19 protein-coding genes are annotated in these 17,858 nt (G+C 73.4%); 10 read left to right on the forward strand and 9 right to left on the reverse strand.

The features are described 5' to 3' along the window. Positions 1-82 precede the first annotated feature (82 nt). Positions 83-307 (forward strand): hypothetical protein, encoded by a 225-nt coding sequence (locus ACZ4M3_RS22200; RefSeq protein ID WP_467735147.1) that lies wholly within the window; start codon positions 83-85, stop codon positions 305-307. 47 nt (positions 308-354) lie between these two features. Here the strand turns inward: ACZ4M3_RS22200 and ACZ4M3_RS22205 are convergent, their stop codons facing one another. Both ACZ4M3_RS22205 and ACZ4M3_RS22210 read right to left on the reverse strand, forming a co-directional pair. After that, positions 355-1,596: an MFS transporter gene (locus ACZ4M3_RS22205; RefSeq protein ID WP_467735149.1), complete on the reverse strand. Its 1,242-nt coding sequence runs from the start codon at positions 1,594-1,596 to the stop codon at positions 355-357. A 33-nt stretch (positions 1,597-1,629) separates the two neighbouring features. Further along, positions 1,630-2,151, reverse strand: coding sequence for a GNAT family N-acetyltransferase (locus ACZ4M3_RS22210; protein WP_467735151.1), 522 nt, complete (start codon positions 2,149-2,151; stop codon positions 1,630-1,632). Positions 2,152-2,333: 182 nt separating this feature from the next. Between ACZ4M3_RS22210 and ACZ4M3_RS22215 the strand changes: the two genes are divergently transcribed. From ACZ4M3_RS22215 to ACZ4M3_RS22225, 3 genes are all read left to right on the forward strand, one after another. Continuing rightward, positions 2,334-2,747 (forward strand): rodlin, encoded by a 414-nt coding sequence (locus tag ACZ4M3_RS22215; RefSeq protein ID WP_467735152.1) that lies wholly within the window; start codon positions 2,334-2,336, stop codon positions 2,745-2,747. Positions 2,748-2,858: 111 nt separating this feature from the next. Next, positions 2,859-3,464: a GNAT family N-acetyltransferase gene (locus ACZ4M3_RS22220; protein ID WP_467735154.1), complete on the forward strand. Its 606-nt coding sequence runs from the start codon at positions 2,859-2,861 to the stop codon at positions 3,462-3,464. Positions 3,465-3,591: 127 nt separating this feature from the next. Next, a complete protein-coding gene (locus ACZ4M3_RS22225; RefSeq protein ID WP_467735156.1) occupies positions 3,592-4,179 on the forward strand; it encodes a DUF6817 domain-containing protein in 588 nt (195 codons plus the stop codon). Here the strand turns inward: ACZ4M3_RS22225 and ACZ4M3_RS22230 are convergent. After that, complete coding sequence (locus tag ACZ4M3_RS22230; protein ID WP_467735158.1) at positions 4,139-4,636, reverse strand: flavin reductase family protein; 498 nt, start codon at positions 4,634-4,636, stop codon at positions 4,139-4,141. The two genes, ACZ4M3_RS22225 and ACZ4M3_RS22230, sit on opposite strands and share 41 nt — an antisense overlap. Before the next feature lie 416 nt (positions 4,637-5,052). Here ACZ4M3_RS22230 and ACZ4M3_RS22235 point away from each other — a divergent pair, with 416 nt between their 5' ends. Continuing rightward, positions 5,053-5,256: a hypothetical protein gene (locus ACZ4M3_RS22235; protein ID WP_467735160.1), complete on the forward strand. Its 204-nt coding sequence runs from the start codon at positions 5,053-5,055 to the stop codon at positions 5,254-5,256. Positions 5,257-5,336: 80 nt separating this feature from the next. Here ACZ4M3_RS22235 and ACZ4M3_RS22240 read toward each other — a convergent pair whose 3' ends face one another. Then, positions 5,337-6,086: a ZIP family metal transporter gene (locus tag ACZ4M3_RS22240; RefSeq protein ID WP_467735162.1), complete on the reverse strand. Its 750-nt coding sequence runs from the start codon at positions 6,084-6,086 to the stop codon at positions 5,337-5,339. A 105-nt stretch (positions 6,087-6,191) separates the two neighbouring features. After that, entirely contained in the window at positions 6,192-6,875 is a 684-nt protein-coding gene (locus ACZ4M3_RS22245; protein WP_467735164.1) for a DUF4230 domain-containing protein, read from the reverse strand. Positions 6,876-7,040: 165 nt separating this feature from the next. Between ACZ4M3_RS22245 and ACZ4M3_RS22250 the strand changes: the two genes are divergently transcribed. Together ACZ4M3_RS22250 and ACZ4M3_RS22255 are read left to right on the forward strand one after the other, a co-directional pair. Continuing rightward, the gene (locus ACZ4M3_RS22250; RefSeq protein WP_467735166.1) at positions 7,041-8,210 is read left to right on the forward strand and encodes an aromatic acid exporter family protein; all 1,170 of its coding nucleotides are present in this window, start codon (positions 7,041-7,043) and stop codon (positions 8,208-8,210) included. A gap of 138 nt (positions 8,211-8,348) precedes the next feature. Next, the gene (locus ACZ4M3_RS22255) at positions 8,349-9,188 is read left to right on the forward strand and encodes a hypothetical protein (RefSeq protein ID WP_467735168.1); all 840 of its coding nucleotides are present in this window, start codon (positions 8,349-8,351) and stop codon (positions 9,186-9,188) included. Positions 9,189-9,209: 21 nt separating this feature from the next. Here ACZ4M3_RS22255 and ACZ4M3_RS22260 read toward each other — a convergent pair whose 3' ends face one another. Together ACZ4M3_RS22260 and ACZ4M3_RS22265 are read right to left on the reverse strand one after the other, a co-directional pair. Then, positions 9,210-10,169: an anti-sigma factor RsbA family regulatory protein gene (locus ACZ4M3_RS22260; protein ID WP_467735170.1), complete on the reverse strand. Its 960-nt coding sequence runs from the start codon at positions 10,167-10,169 to the stop codon at positions 9,210-9,212. Further along, complete coding sequence (locus tag ACZ4M3_RS22265; protein WP_467735172.1) at positions 10,166-10,972, reverse strand: MEDS domain-containing protein; 807 nt, start codon at positions 10,970-10,972, stop codon at positions 10,166-10,168. Before ACZ4M3_RS22265 ends, ACZ4M3_RS22260 begins: the two co-directional genes overlap by 4 nt. A 237-nt stretch (positions 10,973-11,209) precedes the next feature. Between ACZ4M3_RS22265 and ACZ4M3_RS22270 the strand changes: the two genes are divergently transcribed. The 3 genes from ACZ4M3_RS22270 (at position 11,210) to ACZ4M3_RS22280 (ending at position 16,095) form a co-directional block, all read left to right on the forward strand. After that, entirely contained in the window at positions 11,210-12,418 is a 1,209-nt protein-coding gene (locus ACZ4M3_RS22270) for an MFS transporter (RefSeq protein WP_467735173.1), read from the forward strand. A 107-nt stretch (positions 12,419-12,525) separates the two neighbouring features. Then, positions 12,526-13,800: a hypothetical protein gene (locus ACZ4M3_RS22275; RefSeq protein ID WP_467735175.1), complete on the forward strand. Its 1,275-nt coding sequence runs from the start codon at positions 12,526-12,528 to the stop codon at positions 13,798-13,800. 81 nt (positions 13,801-13,881) lie between these two features. Next, positions 13,882-16,095, forward strand: a complete 2,214-nt coding sequence (locus ACZ4M3_RS22280) for an FUSC family protein (RefSeq protein ID WP_467735177.1) — start codon at positions 13,882-13,884, stop codon at positions 16,093-16,095. Here ACZ4M3_RS22280 and ACZ4M3_RS22285 read toward each other — a convergent pair. Together ACZ4M3_RS22285 and ACZ4M3_RS22290 are read right to left on the reverse strand one after the other, a co-directional pair. Beyond that, entirely contained in the window at positions 16,031-17,365 is a 1,335-nt protein-coding gene (locus tag ACZ4M3_RS22285; protein WP_467735179.1) for an RNA polymerase sigma factor, read from the reverse strand. The genes ACZ4M3_RS22280 and ACZ4M3_RS22285 overlap by 65 nt on opposite strands. After that, positions 17,362-17,763, reverse strand: a complete 402-nt coding sequence (locus tag ACZ4M3_RS22290; RefSeq protein WP_467735181.1) for a YciI family protein — start codon at positions 17,761-17,763, stop codon at positions 17,362-17,364. Before ACZ4M3_RS22290 ends, ACZ4M3_RS22285 begins: the two co-directional genes overlap by 4 nt. Between the last annotated feature and the right edge of the window lie 95 nt (positions 17,764-17,858).

Raw genomic sequence — 17,858 nt, forward strand, 5'->3', positions numbered from 1 at the left:
GCCCAGATCTAACGTCCCGCTAAGAAAGCCCCCTCCGGTCCCTGGCAGTCCCGGCCGGCAACCGGTTTCGTACACTCGCCGGATGACCGAGATGCGGTGCACTTACTGCGGCGAGGGCGAACTCGATCCCGGATTCGTCGAGGACACCGGCCAGTCCGCTCCCGGGTACGCCCGCTGGATAGCCGGGCCACTGGAACGGGGCCTGTTCGGCGGAGCGAAGCGACTCGGGCGCCCCCGGCGCCAGATCGACGCCTGGCGCTGCCGGCGGTGCGGGCACCTGGAACTGTTCGCCACGCACCCCAGCTGAACCCCTCGGCGGCCCCCGCCCGGGAGGCATGCGCAGCGGTGGGTCGGTCAGCGGCTGCCGACGAGGTCGGTCTCGACCGGCGCGCGCCGCCGTACGGCCCACACGCTCGGGGCGAGGAGGAGCACGAGGGTGGCCAGGGTCATCACGACCGCGCCGCCGAGGAGGACGGAGGCCGGCCCGAGTGAGGCGGCCGTGGCGCCGACGACGAGGTAACCGAGCGGCACCGCCATGAGTTCGCCGGTCGAGCTGAGGGAGTTCACCCGGCCCAGCAACTCGGGCGGCAGCTGCTCCTGTAGGGCGGTGTGCCAGCAGACGATGGCGATGTCCAGGCCGATGCCGGCCAGCACCGCGCCGGCCGCCACGACGACGAGCGGGGCGCGCAGTCCCAGAGCGAGCAGCGGAAGCGCCGACGGCAGGTTCGCACAGACGCACACGACCATGAGCCGGTGGGGTTTCCACTTGAGGGATATGAACCCACCGCCGAACAAGCCGAGGGCGAAGGCGCCTTGGACGGTCCCCCAGGCGGCCGCGCCCAGCTGCCGGTCATGGGCCACGACGGGTCCAAGGAGCTGGTAGCCGCCGAGCCACAGCGCAACGACGACCGTCCCCGACGCCACGTACGACCAGAGCCAGAAGCGGCCCGCGAACGCCGCCCAGCCCTGCTTGAAGTCCCGCAGGACCGATGACGTCCGCTTCTCCTGTACGGAGATGCCGATGCGGCCCACGAGGACGGCTGCGACGGCGAAGCTGGCACCGTCCCAGGCCAGGGTCCACTCCGGTCCGATCAGTGCCACCAGCACGCCGCCCACTGCCGGTGCGACGATTTTGACCGCGTTGACGGGAAGGCGCATGAGCGCGTTCGCTTCCTGGATTTCGTCCGCTCCGACGAGGTGGGGAAGAAGGCTGTTCATCGCGGGCTGCGCGAGGGCGGAGGCAGCGCCGGCGAGGACGGCGAATGCCGCGACCCGCGTGACGTCCGCCGTCCCGGAGGCCACGAGCAGGGCGACTCCTGCCTGCGTGCACGCCGATAGGAGGTTGCCGAACACGACGACCCGCCGCCGCGACAGCCGGTCGGCGACCACTCCTCCCACGAGCAGCATGATCAGCTGCGGAACGGTGTTGCAGGCCAGGACGATCGCCAGCGAATCCGGACGGTCATCGAACCCGAGCACCGCGAAAGCCAGGGCGACCGGCGCCATGGCCGAGCCGCTCATCGAGATGATCCGGGCCAGGACGAACAGACGGAACGGCTTGTGCCGCAGTACGGAGAAGGAGGAGGTGACAGCCACCCGGCGCACAGTACAACCCGCCCCGGGCGGTGTTCAGCGCAGCGGGCGTTCGTACCCGAGCTCGGTGAGGGTGACGTCGCCGTAGACGTCGCCCCGGCTCCCGCCGTCGGGCCGGTAGCCGGCTCGTTCGTAGAAACGCCGGGCCTGCCGGTTGTCAGCGAGGACCCACAGGGCCGTGGTCCGGTACTGCTGCTCCTGCAACCGGGCGTGGGCCGCGCCGACCAGCGAGCGGCCGACGCCCCGGCCGGTGAGGTCGGGCCGGACGTAGCAGGCGTAGATCTCCCCCGTCGGCCCACGGGCGGGCACCTGCCCCCGGTAGGGGCCGCAGCTGACCCAGCCCACCGGAGCGCCGTCGGCACCGAGGGCGACCAGGTCCGTCGACCGCCGGAGCGGGTTCGCGAACCAGGACCGGCGCTGTTCCGCGTCGCCCTCGACGGTCATCGCGTCCAGGTACGCCTGGGGAACGATCCCCGCGTACGCGGACTGCCAGCCCCGCACCCGGATCGCCGACACGTCATCGACGTCGCCCTCGTCCATCTCCCGTACCCGCACCATCACGCCACCCTAAACACACAGCTCGGTGAGCCGAACCGGTTTACGGGGCCGGCGGCGGGTGAGGCAGCGGCCGCCTCTTACGCGATCGGGTGACACACCGCCACATCGGGGGCCACTGCGGCGTTAGCAGGACGACTCCCCCTCAGGGACCCGTTTCCGCTCAAGCTAAGGAACGCTCGAGAATGCTGAAGAACATGATGATCACCGCAGCCGCCACCGCCGCCGCGCTCGGCGCGGGCGCTGCCGTCGCCGCCCCGGCCATGGCCATCGGCAACGACAACGGGATCAACACCGTCAACGGCAACGGCGCCTCCCAGATCTACGGCAACCAGAAGACCGAGGGCGCCATGAGCCCGCAGCTGAGCCTGGTCCAGGGGACGCTGAACAAGCCCTGCATCGGCCTGCCGGCCAAGGTCAACGCCCAGTCGCTGGTGGCGGTCATCGCCAACATCGGCGTCCAGGACATCAACGTCCTGTCCAACCCGCAGAACCAGCAGTGCACCGAGAACTCCACCCAGGCCAAGGGCGACGAGTCCCTGTCGCACATCCTGGACAACATCCCGATCGCGTCCGGCAACCTCTCCAGCGGCAGCTGACCTGCCGGTCCGCGCGGCGAAGGGACCCGGCCTCCCCGAGGGGGCCGGGTCCCCGGCCGCATCCGCCGGGGCCGGGTGGTGGCCACAGCCGCGCTTCGGCATGATGCGGTGATGATCCCTTCGATAGGCCCTGTGGTACCGGCCGGCAGCATGAGCGGTGGCGGCCAGCCGTCCTTCCGTCTCGCGAACGGCTTCCTGTTGCGTCCGTGGCGGCGCGAGGACGCCCACGTGCTGGTGGCCTCCTGCCGCGACCCCGAGGTCCGGCAGTGGAACCGGCCCGTGGAGCTGTCGTTGGACGCGGCGCGCGCGAAGATCGCACGGTGGGAGCAGGGCTGGCAGGCCGAGGAGGTCGCGGTCTGGGCGGTCTGCCGGACCGGAGACCGCGGCCCGGTGGGCCTGATCGGGCTGGCGGACATGGACCTCCCGGGCGGCAGCGCGGAGTTCCTGTACTGGCTCCTGCCCGCCGGGCGCGGCCACGGGGTCATGGCCGACGCCACGCTCCGCGTCAGCCGGTGGGCCGTCGGTGAACTGGGCCTGCACCGGCTGAGGATCACGCATTCCGTGGCCAACCCGGCGTCCTGCCGCGTCGCGACGAGGGCCGGGTTCCCCCTGGAGGGAGTCATGCGGAGCGCTCTGCTCCACGCGGACGGCTGGCACGACGAGCACCTGCACGCACGCGTCAAGGGCGATCCCTGGCCTTCCGACCGCGTCGAGTGAGGCGCGCGGACCCAAGCCGCCGCTCGGGCCGGGCGAACCGGACCCGAGGATTGACCCGGGGCTTCGCCCCGCGTGACGATTTCGTCGGCCGGTCCGGCCCGATCCGATCCGAGAAGGCGTGATCCAGATGACGTTGCCCGCCGACAGCACCGCCGACGCCGCCCTGCGCCTCCTGGACGGGCTCGGTGCCTCGGCCACCGCGCATCCCGGGGGCACTCTCGACGCGCACCTGCGACGGGTCCGGGAGCAGCTCGAACGCTGGGCGGCCCGCCCCGCGCTGCAACTCGCGGGACTGTGCCACGCGTTCTACGGCACCGACGGGTTCGCCACCGCTCCCCTGCCGCTCGCTGAGCGTTCCCGGCTGGTGGGGGTGATCGGCGCCGAGGCCGAGTCCATCGTCTACCTCTACGCCAGCTGCGACCGCGGCGCTTCCTATGCCACGCTCGGCGACACCGACGCGCCGATCCGGGACCGGTTCACCGGCCACGCTTTCCTGCCCACGCTCCGGCAGCGCATGGACTTCGTCGAACTCACCGCCGCCAACGAGCTGGACATCGCACGCGTCGACCCGGGCTTCCGCGAAACCTCCGGAGCCGGCCTGCTGACGCTGTTCACCCGCCTGCGGGCGCTGTTGAGCCCGCCGGCGTGGAGGGACTGCACCTCCGTACTGGCGGTCAGGCCGGGTGGCCCGGCTCGAAGTCCTTCACGTCGCTGAACCTGAGCAGCGCGGGCGCCCCCGGGGCCGGCGGGGACTGCTCGGTGGGCGTCAGGAGGAAGCCGACGTGGTCGCCGCCCGGGATGCGCTCCTCGATCCGTCCGACGAACCAGGCGCAGGCATCCGTCAGGACCGGGCTGCCGTCCGCGCTCGCGCGCCAGGCGACCCTCTCGAACTTGTCCACGCGGTCGCCCGTCTCACTGCCGAACCATCTCGCCAGCTCGCGCTGCTCCCGCCGCAGCACGTGCACGGCGAGGTGGGTGGCCCGGCCGGCGACCGCGAAGGTGTGGTTGGCCTCGGACAGCCACACCATGTAGCGCGCCGGATGGATCGAGCACTGCGAGGCGAAGCCGACGAGGCACCCGGCCCGCTCGTCGCCGGCCGCCGCCGTGACCACGTACATCGGGCCGTCGAGCAGATCCGTGAACGGATCAAGGTCCAGGTCCAGCTCCGGCATCACGGCTCCTCACGTTCGTCCCGGCCCGGCATGCGGCGGCTACCCAGCGCACGCGCGTCCAATCAGCCCCTGGCCGGTCGCCCCCGCCGAGGCCGTCCCGTCCGGACCGATCGCCGCCCGGCCGGACGCCCTCGCTCCCCCCAACAGGTGGTGCGCCCCTTCAGCCGGTGACATTGCGCCGAACGGCGGCAAGTCGCCTTCCCGCCGCCGCGTCCCCGGGGTCCCCCGCAGGCGCGGATGCCGACGGCTCGGGACTGCGGGGGCCGGCTCCGCGACGGGCCGTTCGTTGCCGCGCAACCGGATCACCGCCCAGCACGGCCGCTCGCTCCTCCATCCGACACAGGGCGTGTTTCCGGGCCGCCGGCAGAGGTGATTTCTGATGAGCACATCAACCCCTCTCCATTCAAGGAGCAGTCATGCGCATTCGTGCCGCAGTCACCACCCTCACCCTTGCCGCCACCCTGGTCCTCGGCGGCGCCGCCACCGCGCTCGCCCACGATGACGACGACCACCACGGCGGCTCGGCGCACTACGGCGCCTGCCGCCTGTCGGGTGGCGTCACCAACGGCAACCCGGGCTTCGACGGCGCGTGCGGCTTCGGGGCCATCGACTGGCGCTGACCGTCCGATGCAGGGGCGCCGCCCGGAGTCCGTTCCGGGCCGCGCCCCTTGTGACCGGGCCGGTGGCCGGGCGGCGCCCGTCAGGCGTGGGACACGACGAAGGCCACCAGGAACCCGAGCACCGTGGTGAGCCCGGTGAGGAGGTGCGCCTGCTCGAACGCCTCCGGGATCATGGTGTCCGCGACCATGGCGAGGATGGCCCCGGCAGCCACCGCCGTGATGGCCGCCAGGACGCTCGGGGAGACACCGCCGAGCAGGGTGTACCCGGCCAGCGCCGCCAGGGCGGAGACCACCGCGATGACCGCCCACAGCGTGAAGACGTACGTGCGGCTGCGGCCCGCCCGCTTCATCCCGGCAGCGCTCGCCATGCCTTCGGGGACGTTGCTGATGAAGACGGCCACCACCGTGGCCACGCCCACGCCGCCCCCGCCGAGCAGGCTGGTGCCGATGACCACCGACTCGGGAATCCCGTCGAGCAGCGCGCCCAGGGCGATGGCGTTGCCCGAGCCGGGCTGTTCCTGCTCCGACGGCTGCACCGGGCCCGACCGCTTGCGGTGGCGGGCCCCGTGCCGGGCCAGCAGTACGTTCGCCAGGGAGTAGGCGGCCGCCCCCGCCACGGCTCCGGCGGCGCTCGGCAGGAGGCCGCCCTCGTCGTACGCCTCGGCCATCAGGTCGAAGGACACGGCGGAGATCAGGACCCCGCTGCCGAAGGCCATGATCAGCGCGATCCACTGGGCGGGCACCCGGAACAGCGATCCCACCGCCGCGCCCACCAGCAGTGCGGCTCCGGCGAACAGCCCCCATCCCCCGGCGACCAGTGCTCCCGCCATGACCCGTCCTTTCGCCCGTGTGCGTCACCGCCCCCCTGCCCCGGCGAGCCGCAGCTCACGCCGTCCGGTGCGTGCGGAAGATCCGCCGCGAGGAGGATCCGCGGCTCACACGTAGCCGATGGTCACCTTGCGGAAGCCGAGCGAGCGCAGCAGTCCCTCTAGCATCGCCGTGGTGTTCTGCTCCGCGCGCGCGGCGAGGCCGCTGTCGCGGGCCGCTTCACCGATGTGCTGTACGGCCAGCCGCTGGACGGCCTGTTCACCGGCCGGGTTGTCCGAGAAGAGGTCGCCAAGCCGGTCCAGCAGGCCGCGCTGTTTCGACACCGCGTAGGAGCGGTCCGGGTCCAGGGCGGGCGGACCGAGGGTCGCGTGCGGCAGCCGGATCGTGGCCTCGGTACGGTCGGCGTTCACGGTGACGCTCTGCTCGCCGAGCCCGCCCAGTTCGACGTACCCGCTGACCGCGCCCGCGCCGACGTACAGCGTGCGGGTGCCACGGATCGCGTCCGGCAGGAACGCCGCGTCCTTCTCCAGGTCGACCACCACCTGGAAGTTGCCGACGGCGCCCTCGTAGCGGTGCATGTCCTGGATCGACTTGAGCAGCGCGGGTCCCGAGCGGTCCCGGGTGTCCTCGCCGAACAGGCCGCCGAGGCCGGGGAGCAGGCTGAACCGGCCGGCGACGACGAACAGCACCACGACCAGGGCCAGTCCGCCGGCCACGGCCGCCCACCGCGGCATCCTGCCCCGGCGCGGCGGGGTGACCGACTGCTCGGAGGAACGCGAAGAGGTCTCCATGGTTCCCGTCTACCCCGTCGGGGCGCCCCCACCTCCGGTTCCGGTGCCCCGGGGCGGGTCAAGTCCATTGCTGCAGACGATGTTTGTGGCCGGGGCATGGGACGGGGGGTTGCGGGCACAAGCGCCCGATCCGGTTCCGAAGAGGTGATGTGAGGTGATGCCCCCATGGCCGTGACCGATGGTCCGGCAGGACGGACGTACGCGGCGGTGCGCGAGGCGGCCCGATACGTCCGCCGAAGCGTCAAGTCGCCGGGCACCGAGCGCGACGACCTGATCCGGCAGGCGAAGACGGTGGTGGCGGCGATGACCGCCTGGGCCCTGGCGCACCGGCTGCTACCACCGACGGTGACGACGTTCGCGCCGTTCACGGCGATCGTCGCCCTCCAGGCCACGCTCTACCGCTCGGTGCGCGAATGCGTCCGGTACCTGGGAGCGATGGTGCTCGGAGCGGCCCTGGCCGCCGGGCTCGCGGCGGCCCTGGGCATCCACGCCTGGTCCTTCGGGCTGCTCGCCCTCCTCGCGCTGGTGGCCGGACGGGTGCGGCACCTGGGTTCCCAGGGGCTCCAGGTCGCGGTCGTCGGATTCTTCGCCTTCACGGCGGGGCACGGCCGCATCGACTACATCGGCCACCTCGCCGGCTCGGTCGCCCTCGGCGCGCTCTGCGGTCTGTCGGCGCATCTGCTCCTCGCGCCCGCCCGCCACGTCCGGCGCCGCCAGCAGGCGGTGGCCGACCTCTACGAAGGGCTGCGGCAGGTCGTCACCGAACTGGCGTCGGCGGCCGAGGAAGGCGGTACGCCCACCCGGGAGCAGGTCGGGCAGTGGCGCCGGGACTGCGACCGGGTGGCGGCGGACGCGCCGCGCGTCCAGGCGTCGGTCGACGCGGAGGCCGAGAACAGCCGGCTCAACCCGCGCCGCGCCGACGGACGCGACCGGGACGTCCTGCCGCGCGCCCAGGAGGCCGGCCGGGCGGCCGGCCGGAGCGCCGCGCACCTGCGCTCCGTGCTGCGCAGCCTGTCCCACTGCCTCGACCGCGGCCATGACGCCCACCTGCCGCGCCGGTTCCTGACCGGGTACGGCGCCGTCCTGGAGACGGTGGCCGCGGCGCTGGCCCTGGTCGGCCGGCCCGGCCGGACCGACGTGCGGGAACTCGACGCCCTGGTCCGGCGCGGGCTGGCCCGCCACGAGGACCTGGAGTACGCCGTCCAGCGGGACAACGGGGTACCCGCCCCGGTACGGACCCTGTGCGGCACGCTCCTCACCGACGCCGGCCGCCTGCTCCACGAACTCCGTGCCGCGCTCCCCCACCCCGAGCCGGAACCCGCTCCCACCGCCTGAGAACGCCGCCTGAGGCCGCCACCCCGCCGATCCCGTGACACAGCGTGATGGTCTCGGTGGCGAGCGGAGGCGGCGCGGGTGAGCATGGCTGCGGAGGGGGTGAATGGCGCCTGAGGACCGCTCTGCTGGGAGGCCGTCGTGAACGCCCATTCCTCTGATGGGAAATCGGATGACGGTGAGCCGCGGACGGGAGCGGATGCGGGCAGGAGCAAGAAACCCTTCTGGAAGCGGCCTTTGACGTGGGCGGTGACAGTCGTGCTGGGGGCCCTGGCGGCGGTGCTCGGCGCCGCTCTCCAGGACCTGTTCAAGACGGCGGGCACCAAGGTCGTGCACGAGTTGGGAAAGGACCGGGCCCCTTTTACCGTCGCGTTCCAAAACGACTCGTGTCCGGTGGTCTGGACGCATTTCCCGGACGAGCTCCGGAAAGCCGTGACCGGCAAGCCGGAGGACGAGGGGCGCACCATCCTGGCGGAGAACGGGGAGGCCGACGGCGGGGCGACCGATCTCACGGTCACGCTCCAGGGGAGGACGCAGAGTGCGGTGGTCATCACCGGCGCCCGGGTGGTGCGGTCCGGTCCCTCCCAGTCGCCACCGGCTTCGGTATTCGGTACGGGAGGGTGCGGGGCCGCAATGCCGATCCGGTCCTTCGCGATCGATCTCGACAGCAGGTCGCCTACCGCCAGGGCGCTGAAACCGGACGAATTCCCCGGGCCCTCGCCGGGGATCGTCAATTTTCCGTACAAGATCTCCACGACCGACCCGGAGGTGTTCCACTTCTCGGTGCGGACCACCGGGTGCGACTGCACCTGGTACCTGGAAATCGAGTGGAACAGCAACGGCAAGGTAGGCGCATACCGACTGGACAACGGGGGGAAGCCGTTCCGCACGCTGGCGCTCAAAGCCGGTAACTGGCAGCCGGTCGGACTGGACGTGGGCGGGGACGGCAGGGTCATCGGCCTGTCCCGGACCTCCTACTAGGTCCGGGCCGGGCCGACGCGACTAGCGCGGGACGTCCATGTGGAGCCGGACGGTGGTTCCCTGCTCGGCCGTGGAGCGGATCTCGACCAGGTCGCACAGCTGGTGGGCGAGCCACAGGCCGCGGCCGCCGATCTGGTCCGGGGCCGGCCTGCGCCGGCCGGCCAGGACGTCGGTGATGTGACCGCTGTCGCGGAATTCGCAGAGGAACGTCGCGTCCTGCACCCAGGTGCGCAGGGTTCCGCCACCCCCGCCGTGCCGGATGCTGTTCGTCGCGATCTCCGTGACGGCCACGGCCAGCTTCGGCAGCCGCTCCGCGGGCACTCCGGCGTCGGACGCGCACTGGGAGGTCTTGGCCCGGATCGCCGCCAGGTCCCCGTGCGTGTAGCTCATCTCCTGGTACGGGTCGCACGGACCGGCGAGGGCGTCGAAGGGGTACTCCTCGTCGGCGAGGTAGCCCTCGTTGCGCACGTACTGCCCGTCCCGGCTGATCAGGGGGTGGCAGCGGGACAGGGACCGCAGGGCGTCCTGGTCCCCGTCACCGGTGTCGTAGGGGCACAGCATCGACCACGCGGGGCTCTGCGCGAAGGCCCGGTTCATGAGCCACTCGTGATAGCGCAGCTCGGAGAGTTGCGCGGCGCTGCGCGCGGTGTGCCAGGCGGTTTCACCGATGCCCCGGACCGGCCTGCCGCCCTCGCCGCGCTCCCTCATCCACGCGTCCCAGACGGCGACGAGCCGGCCCGGGTTGGGGCCGATGGCCGAGGTGTCGACGAAGGTGACGTCGGGTTCGTCGGCGAGTTCGCCGCGCAGCAGGGACGTCTTGTCCGAGGGGACGGCGACCACCACCGCCTCCCCGCCGTCCAGGGCCTCGTGGATGAAGCCCAGGGTCCCGGACAGGAACTGCGCTTCCCCGGCGTAGGGGTACAGCTGGTGGCGGAACGGGATCCGGTCCGGCCCGGACTGCTGCGGCACGGTCTCGGTCATGCGGCCATCACCACCGGGACGCCGGGAGCCGCGTAGCCCGCGAGCTCCCAGCACAGGCGCACGGTGTCGTTGGCGCCTTCGACGATCACCCTGCGGTCCGGCAGGTGCCGGGCCGCGTCGACGAGCGCGTGCATTCCCGCGGCGTCGATCATCTCCAGGGTGTCGAACCGCAGCCTCACCCTGGGCGTCCGCCGTATTGCTGCCCGTACCGCGGCGTTGAACGCCGCCGCACACTCCGAGTCGATCACTCCGTCTACGCTCCACCTGTCGGCGCCGGTGCTGAACATCCGGAAAGCCGGACGCTCCGCGCGGGTGCCCGTCTCGTGCGGGTGCACACATGCCACCCGCTCCAGAGTAGGCGCGTCCCACAGTGACGGGCGGAAGGCGCAGACCACGATGGCGCCGCTCTCCGAGGCGAACTCGTCGAGCTTGAGCTCCTGGGCGAGCAGTTCCTCGGCGCCGTCGACCGCCGTCGCCGGCGTCCGCTCGGCGAGTACCCGCACGGAGCGGAACCCTTCGCGGGCTGCGGTACGGGCCTCGCGGCGCACCGCGGCCAGAACGGAATCGGGATCGGCGGGCCCGGGGAAGTCGAGGATCACGGAGCCGGCGGACCCGGCGTCACGCGGGACGCCGGAGGCGCCGCCGGGGCGTCCGACGACCACGATCTTGTCCCCGTACAGGGCTCCGTCGGCCACATAGGCGCGCGCGTCGCCGGGGAACGCGGCGGCGGGGTCCATGCGCCAGCAGACGTGGTCCCCGAGCTCGACCTCGTCCAACGTCGCCAGTGCCCGCGCCGCTCTCACTCGTCCCCTTCCGGCGTTCGTGACCCCCGTCCGGCCCAGCCGGATACGGCAGCTTACTGGGCGCCGCCGGGCGGCCGGGTGCCCACCCGGCAAAGCGCCGGGGGCGGGACGGTCCACGTCCTGCCACTGCCCGCTCCGGGCGGGGCCAATCACCGACCGACGGACGCGGCAGGCCCGGCGGACCCGGGAGGTCCGCGCCGGGAGGCGGTGCGCGCCCGGGTGCTTAGGGTGTTGCCCATGACCCGGACCAGTGCGCCTTCCCGTATCCGCCGCCCGCACCGGTTCGGTTACGTGGGCGCGGGGGCGGTGTTCGCCATCGGCATGGCCGGTACGACGCTGCCCACCCCGCTGTACGGCCTGTACCGGCAGGAGCTGGGCTTCTCGGAACTGATGGTGACCCTGGTCTTCGCCGCCTACGCGGTCGGCGTGATCTTCACCCTCCTGGTGGCAGGGGGGTACTCCGACGACGCGGGACGCCGTCCGGTCCTGTTCTACGCGCTCGGGCTGGGAGCCCTGAGCGCGGTCTGCTTCCTGCTGGAGGGCGGGCTTCCGCTGCTGTTCGCGGGCCGGGTGCTGTCGGGGTTCTCGGCGGGGCTGCTCAGCGGGGTGGGTACGGTCGCGGTGCGGGAGCTGGCCCCGCCGGAGCGCAAGGCGCGCGCCGCCCTCGTCGCGACCGCCGCCAACATGGGCGGGCTGGGCTGCGGTCCGCTGCTCTCCGGGCTGCTGGCCGAGTACGCCCCCGCCCCGCTCGTCCTGCCCTTCGTCGTCCATCTGGCCCTGCTGGCGGTGGCGGGCGGCGTGGTGCTGGCACTGCCCGAGACGGTGGACGACGCCGATCGGCGGGCGACGCTGAAGCCGCAGGGGCTGGCCGTCCCGGCGTCCGTGCGCGGCGTGTTCGTCCCCTGTGCGCTGGCGGCCTTCGCCGGATTCGCGCTGCTCGGGCTGTTCACCTCGCTGGCGCCGAGCTTCCTGGCCGAGACCTTGGGCGTGCACAACCTGGCGGTGGTGGGGCTCGTGGTCTTCTCGGTGTTCCTCGCTTCGACGGTGGGCCAGTGGCTGGTGGGCCACATGCCGGTGGCGCGGGCGCTGCCGCTGGGTTGCCTGATCCTGGTGGCCGGGCTGCTGCTGGTCGCCTCCTCGCTGCGGGCCGAGTCGCTGGCGCTGCTGGTGGCCGGGGCCGTGTGCGGTGGGCTGGGGCAGGGCGTGGCCTTCCGGGCGGGGCTGAGCGCGGTGGGCGACGCGGCGCCGGCCGCGCACCGGGGCGCCACGATCTCCTCGTTCTTCGTGGTGGCCTACACCGGCATCTCGCTGCCCGTGGTGGGCGTCGGCGCGCTGACCCTGTGGCTGGGGCTGGTCGGCGCCGGTCTGGTCTTCAGCGCGTGCGCGATCGTGGTCACCACCGCCACCGGCCTGTACCTGTTGCGGCACGGACCCTCCGCTTCCTGAGGCGCGCTGCCGCGTGATGTGCGCTCCCCCGCACGCCGTTGACGCCCCGCGGGGCCGGCCGGAGAATGTGCCGCGTCTTCAACGTGCTGTGCCACGAGGGGAGTTCCATGACGACACCGCGACCGGCCGAAGAGGACAACGGAAAGGCCCTGCCTCCCGGAACCGCCCGGACGGTGCCGGACAAGGGCAAGTGGGCCGTCGTCCCGCTGAATTCGGGGAAGCAGGCGTACACCCTGCCCGCCGAATGGAAGGCCGGGGCCCTGCACCACAAGATCGCCAAGGAGAAGCTCAGCTGGATCGCGGAACAGCTGGTCCCCGCGTTCAACGCACAGGACAAGCGCCTGCGCGAGGCGGCGCAGGCGTTCTGGTCGGTGTGCTGGAAGGCGGCCGGCAAACCGGTCACCGATGCCGTCCTCCAGGCCGGTTCCGGCAGCGCTCCCAACCCGCACAGGCTGCTCTGGAACATCCCGCTCATGGTGTCGATCGGCCCGCCCAGTCCCGCCACCGACCCGGGGATGAACTTCGACCCGGACACCGAGCCGCTGCCCGGGGGCCGGGGTTCGCGCCGGACGGACGCCGTCAGCAGCGCGCTCAAGGAGCTGGAGGACGCCTGGTCCCGGGCCTCCGAGGCCCAGAACGGCGCGGGTGTGTACGACGCGGCGCTGTGGCAGGAGCTGGCGCGTCTGCTGGAAGCCGCCTACCAGGCGTCCCGGGCGACGGACCGCGCCGGCCGGGTGCTGTTCCCGCCCCTGTACGAGCAGTGGGTGTTCGACTCGAAGACCTCCCAGCACCTGCGCAAGGGGCTGACCTCCTTCCCGACCCCGGACGAGGGCACCAGACTGTTCCGGGACGCCCGTTGCGGGGCGCCGGACGTCTCCGGGTACGCGGCGAGCGCCGCGCCCGCCGCCACCGCGGCGGCCGCCAGGTCCGTCGACGGCCGGCAGGTGTCCCTGACGCTCACGATGGCGGAGAAGGCCGTGCACCACGTCTGCGAGCGGCACACCCTGGCGTTCTTCGCGTTCCGCGGCGTGGAGCGCCCCGTGAACACCTTCTGGCCGGAGGTACGGACCTTCGCCGATGCCCGGAACATCGCCGTCCGGATGCTCCCCGAGATCGCCGCCGGCTGCCTGCGCGAGCTGGACCGCGAGGCGGGCAACGAGGAACCGATGACATGGGACGGCATGGTCTTCGACATCGCCAACGAGCGGGTCGGTGAGGAGCTGATCTACTTCAAGGCCAAGATCACGGAGGTGAGCGGCACGGACCAGGCCCCCGTCCTGACCGGTACCGTCCAGACCATCGCCCCGAACGGCGACAACGGCCCCGGGTTCACCCGGGCCGACCTCGACACCATCGGCAAGGTGCTCGGGGCGATCGTCTGACAGCCCCTTCGCCGCCCGCTGGCATCCCCGCCCGGGGATGGGACCCTGAGACTGGGACCGCGAACGGCGGGCGGAGACCACATGGGCATCCGAACGGATCCGGGCACCGGAACGGGTACGGGAGGCGGCGGGGCGGCAGGCCGGGCCTCCCGGGCGCTGGCGCAGTTGCGGACCGGTACCGGTGCGGCGGCGGGCGCGGCCCGCCGGTCCGTCCGGGTCACCCTCGCCGCGTGCATCGGCTTCTACACCTTCCTGTACGTGCTGGACCGCCCGGTCCCGGCCACTTACGCGCTGTTCTCCGCCATCTCGCTGGCCGTGCTGTCCAGGATCCCGGGCACGGGCCGGCAGCGGGCGGGGCAGCTCGTCCGGGTGCTGCCCGTGGCCTGTGTGCTGGTCACCCTCGGTACCCTGCTCGCGGTGCGGACCTGGGCCGCCGTGGCCGGCATGCTCGTCATCGGCTTCGGCCTGGCGTTCGCGGCGGCCGCGGGACCGCGCCAGGCCGGAGCCGCGCCCGGGCTCCAGCTGCTCCTCATCCTGCCCTGCTTCCCCCCGTACGTCCCCGGCGACCTCGGCGAGCGGCTCGTCGGCGCCGTCGCCGGGATCCTGCTGCTCACCATCGCCGAGGCCTGGGTGCTGCCGGACCCGCCCGTGCCCTCCTACCGCGACCGGGCGGCCGGGGCGGCCGAGGTGGCGGCCCGGTGCGCCGCCACGCTCGCGGCGCCGCCCTACGCGCTGTCCCGGGCGGCCGCGGAAGAGGCCGTGGCCGTCGGCGGGTCGCTGCGGCCCTCCCGGTGTCCGGAAGCGGAGCGGCCCGCCGGTCCGGGGCTGCGGGAGCGGGCGCTGGCCCACACCGGTCTCACCGCGCGCACCCTCCTGGCGCGGCTGCACACCCTGCCCGTCCCACCGGCGGGCGTCACGCCGCTGCCGGAGAACGTCCGGCTGCTCCGGGCGGTGGAGGCGGCGGCGCGGGAGAGTTCCGTACTCCTCGCGGCCGCGTCCGCCGGCCCCGAACACCCGCGCGAGGCCGAAGGAGAGGCCGCGCGGTCGCTGCGCCGGGCGCGCGCCGAGGTCGCGGCCGCCCTGTCGGCGGTACCGGCCGACCGGCTCCGGCAGGCGAGCGTGCTGGAGGTCGCCGACGCCGCGCTGGTACTGGGCGAGGCGGCGGACATCGCCGTCCGGGGCCGTCGCGCCGCCACCGGGGAGCGGGACCCGGAGCGTTTCTGGTACGCCCGGCGCCGGGCGCCCCGGCTGTGGTGGCACCGGATGGCGGCGCACGCCGGGCCGAGGTCCGTGTACTTCCAGAACGCCGTACGGATCGCCCTGGCGCTCGCGGTCGCCCGGCTGATCGCGGGGCTGGACACGCTGCCCCACGGCTTCTGGGCCATGCTGGCGGTGCTGAGCCTGACCCGCACCACGGCCGTCCAGACCCGCCACACCGTACGCAGTGCCCTGATCGGCACCTGCGTGGGCGCCCTGGTGGCGGGCGGCGTCCTGACGCTGGCCGGTACGGCGGGTACCGCGTACGCGTTCATCCTGCCGCCCCTGATGTTCTTCGCCTTCGCCACCGGGCCGTTGCACGGCGTCGGGTGGGGTCAGGCGACGTTCACGAACGTGGTGGCCATGGCCTTCGCCCAGCTGTCGCCGTCCACGTGGCGGCTGGCCGAGTACCGGTTCCTGGACGTGCTCATCGGCAGCGTCATCGGTCTGACCGTCGGGCTGCTGGCGTGGCCGCGCGGTGCCCACGACGAGCTGGGCAGGGCCGTGGCCCGGTTGCTGCGGGCCGCCGCCGCCGAGGTGGCGGCCACCACCCGGGACACCGGGCCCGGCGCCGCGGGGACCTCCGACGGACGCGAGGACACCGAGGTGCGGCGCTCGCTGACGCTCGCCGAGTCCGCGTACGCGCAGTACCAGGGCGAGGCGCAGCGGCCGGCCGGGCCGGGCCCCGACTGGCAGAGCGCCCTGATGTCCGGGCACCACGTCCTGTGGGGCGCCCGGCGGGTGCGGGCGGCGGCGGGCGGGGAGCCGGCCGCGCCGGTCGCGGAGCGGCGGGTGCGGGACTACGGCGCGTGGGTGGCCGAGGGGTTCCGGACCGCCTCCGAGCGCTACGACGTGCCCGGCAGCGGGACCGGACCGCCGGGGCGGTCCCCCGCGGGCGCCGGGCGCCAGGACTCGGACCCCTCCCTCGACGCCCCGCCGCGCTACTACACGGCACTGGCCTGGCTCGACTCCCTCACCGCTGACCTGGTGCGGATGGCGGCGTCACACCCGGCCCAGCGCGGTCCGGTGCCCCCGTGAGCCCGCCGGCCGGCGGCGCGGGGCGGTCGGGGGCGGTGGCGAGACGGGCGGCCCGCAGGGTGAGGTAGTCCCGTTCCGGAAGGCTCGCCGTCCGCCGGGCGGCGGTGCGGTAGTCGGCCACGGCGTCCTCGCGGTCGCCGGCGAGCTCGTGGAGGTGGCCGCGTACCGCGTACAGGCGGTGGTGGTCGCGCAGCTCCGGGGTCGCGGCCAGCAGGGCCAGGCCCGCGCGCGGACCGTCGACCATCGCCGTGGCGACGGCCCGGTTCAAGGTGATCAGCGGATTTCCGGACATCCGCTCCAGGACCCCGTACAGGGCGAGGATCTGCGGCCAGTCGGTCTCCCGGGCGGTCGGGGCCTCGTCGTGTACGGCCGCGACGGCCGCCTGGACCTGGTAGGGGCCGACCGGACCGCGCGGCAGGGCAGCGGTGATCAGCGCGACGCCCTCGGCGATCGCGGCGGCGTCCCAGCGGGTGCGGTCCTGCTCGGCGAGCGGGACGAGTTCACCGCCGGGCCCGGTGCGGGCAGCGCCCCGGGCATCGGTGAGGAGCATCAGCGCGAGCAGCCCGGTGACCTCGCCGTCGTCGGGGAGCAGCGCGTGGACGGCCCGGGCCAGGCGGATGGCCTCCCGGGCGAGTTCGACGCGTTGCAGGTCGGGGCCGGCGCTGCTGGTGTAGCCCTCGTTGAAGATCAGGTACAGCACGTGCAGCACCGCGTCCAGCCGGGCCGGCCACTCGTCCGCACCGGGCATCGCGAACGGTACGCCGGAGGCCTTGATGCGCTGCTTGGCCCGGCTGATCCGCTGGCCCATGGTCGCCTCCGGCACCATGAAGGCGCGGGCGATCTCCCCCGTCGTCAGGCCGCCCACCGAACGGAGGGTGAGCGCGATCGCCGAGGCGGGCGTGAGCGCCGGGTGGCAGCAGAGGAACAGCAGGGTGAGGGTGTCGTCGTGGGCGACGGCGTCCTCGGCGTCGGCGGGCGGCGCGGCCCGCCGGTCGGCGGGGACCCGGGCGGCCACCAGGTCCTCGCGGCGGCGGCGTGCCTGCTCGCTGCGCACCTGCTCGGTCATCCGGCGGACGGCGACCTGGATCAGCCAGCCGCGCGGATTGTCCGGCAGCCCCTCCTCGGGCCACTGGCGGGCGGCGTCCAGCAGGGCCTCCTGCACGGCGTCCTCGGCGGCCGCGAAGTCGTTGTAGCGGCGGGTGAGCACGCCGACGACCTGCGGCGCGAGTTCGCGCAGCAGGTCCTCGACGGTACGGTCGCCCGAGGTCACAGCTCGGCCGGCGGCGCCGACATCACCTGGCGCACTTCGATCGGCATGTTGAGCGGCCGCCCGCCGGGTCCCGGGGCGGCCGAGACGGACGCGGCGATCTCGACGGCCCGCTCGTCGCCGTCGCAGTCCACGATCCACCAGCCGGCCAGGAACTCCTTGGTCTCGGGGAACGGTCCCTCGGTGATCACCGGCGGGCCGCCGGCGTGCGAGCGGACGATCCGCGCGGTCTCGGGCATCGCCAGGCCCTGGGCGTCGACCAGTTCGCCGGCCTCGGCCAGCTTCCGGTTGGTGTCCTTCATGAAGCGGATGTGGGCCTGCAGCTCCTCGGGCTTCCACTCGTCGATCCCGGGGAAGTCGACGCTCTTCTCGCTGAACTGCATGAGCAGCATGTACTTCATGGTCGGTGCCTCTTTCGCGTCACGGGTACCGGCCCCCGCCGTGCCGGAGGGCCGCTCTCACGGGGAGGTAGGAGCAGGATCCGGGATTTCGACAT

It is taken from the genome of Streptomyces sp. NPDC026522, from assembly GCF_055567555.1.